1 protein-coding gene and 1 pseudogene are annotated in these 1757 nt (G+C 32.3%); both read left to right on the top strand.

Features of this window, described 5'->3' with window-relative positions; genetic code table 11:
* The first annotated feature begins 229 nt into the window (after positions 1-229).
* Positions 230-835 (top strand): alpha-ketoglutarate-dependent dioxygenase AlkB family protein, encoded by a 606-nt coding sequence (locus CUN59_RS15040; protein WP_104388610.1) that lies wholly within the window; start codon positions 230-232, stop codon positions 833-835.
* A gap of 165 nt (positions 836-1000) precedes the next feature.
* A pseudogene (locus CUN59_RS15035) lies at positions 1001-1375 on the top strand (NUDIX hydrolase); the annotation flags it as partial.
* Positions 1376-1757 lie beyond the last annotated feature (382 nt).

Raw genomic sequence — 1757 nt, 5'->3', positions numbered from 1 at the left:
CGTTTTCATGTAAAAAGAGTGCAAGCTTTTACGATGTGGAAATTGAAAACCTTGCATATAAGTTTGATACTGTTCCCTGTTCCCTGTTCCCTGTTCCCTGTTCCCTGTTCCCTGTTCCCTGTTCCCTGTTCCCTCTCCTCACAGACAACTTTTTCAGCAACCCCTAATTAAAATTCCTATCCGTCAAAATAAATCTCAAGAATTAAGGTGATTTTTTCGATACTTTACTATGAAATATGATAAGGAAACTCAATTAAATCTAATTTCTATTCCTGATACAGAACTGATGTTTTATCCCAGCTATTTTTCTCAACAAGAAAGTGATATTATATTGGAAAATTTACTAACAGAAATTAATTGGCGACAGGATAAAATTAAATTGTATGGTAAAGAAATGAATATACCTAGATTAACCGCATGGTATGGAGACGAGGGAAAATCCTATACATATTCCCATATTACTATGAATCCTATACCTTGGACACCAGTTTTGTTATCTATTAAGCAGAGAGTCGAAGAAATAGCAAATATATCTTTTAATAGTGTATTAATTAATCTTTATCGTTATGGTCAAGATAGCATGGGTTGGCACTCTGATGATGAACCAGAATTAGGAAAAAATCCAATTATTGCCTCTGTTAGTTTTGGTGGTACAAGAAAATTCCAACTACGACATAGATTTAATAAAACCTTGAAAAAGGTAGAAATAAATTTAACTCACGGCAGTTTATTAATGATGCAAGGTAAAACCCAGGAATGTTGGCAACATCAAATTCCGAAAACGGCTAAATTTGTCAATCCTAGAATCAATCTCACCTTTAGAATTATAAAATAGTAGTAAATAAGTAATACCAATTCTGTATAAAGATGCGCCAAATTTAAAAAGGAACGAACCGCAGAAGACAAAGAGAAGAAAAAGATAAGGTTACAAAGTTGGGGATCTTTTTACCTGATCTGAATTTTTATGTAAATAATATTATTTAATTTACCAGATGCAATCATGACAAATTTACAAAAATGGCAAATAATAAGCTCAAAAATGGTAATAGATGAGCCAATGTGTCAAGTTAGACAAGACCAAATAAAATTACCCAATGGCAAAACTATAGATGATTATTTTGTCAGTATTAAACCAGATATAGCAATAATTTTACCGATAACTGCAAATCAAGAAATTGTTTTTGTTCGTCAATATAGACACGCCATAGGAGAATTTGTAATTGAACTTCCTGCGGGTAAATTTGATGTGAACACAGAAACAGCAGAAACCGCCGCCATCAGGGAATTACGGGAAGAAACAGGTTATTTAGCTCGAAATGTCCGAAAAATTGCCACTCTTTATGATAGACCTAGCAAAGACACTAATAACCCACATTCCGCACTTCAAAAAGTAGCATAATTAAACTACATCAACAGTAAATCAAAACTTATGGTTTGAACAATTACGTATCAATAGCAAACAAAATTATGAACGCAAAAAGTTAAGCTTTTATGGGTGTTTAAAAGCTGTTTCAAAAACAATATTTAATTGAAGGTGTGTAATAAGTTATAAAAAAGATAACCGATAAAATCGTAAAACTATAGAGAATAGTTAAGTTGAAAAATAATATTTTTGACAAGCATTAGGTAAAAATTGCAAGATATGACAGTGTGACTCCGTTAAGTTCAGAACTCGTTGAAATCCTTGTATCATCAAAAGATGAATACCTTGGAAGCACTGAAATATCCATCTTAATGTGGGAGATTCTGTTGGTTTA

Origin of the sequence: Cuspidothrix issatschenkoi CHARLIE-1, assembly GCF_002934005.1 — a bacterium.
Classification (GTDB): Bacteria; Cyanobacteriota; Cyanobacteriia; order Cyanobacteriales; family Nostocaceae; genus Cuspidothrix; species Cuspidothrix issatschenkoi.
The sequence above is the reverse complement of the archived record's forward strand: the minus strand, read 5'-3'. Positions and strand labels throughout refer to the sequence as shown.

Bases quoted from the DNA above. Each gene is read 5' to 3' on its own strand.
- CUN59_RS15040 (WP_104388610.1), top strand. From the start codon at position 230: ATGAAATATGATAAGGAAACTCAATTAAATCTAATTTCTATTCCTGAT.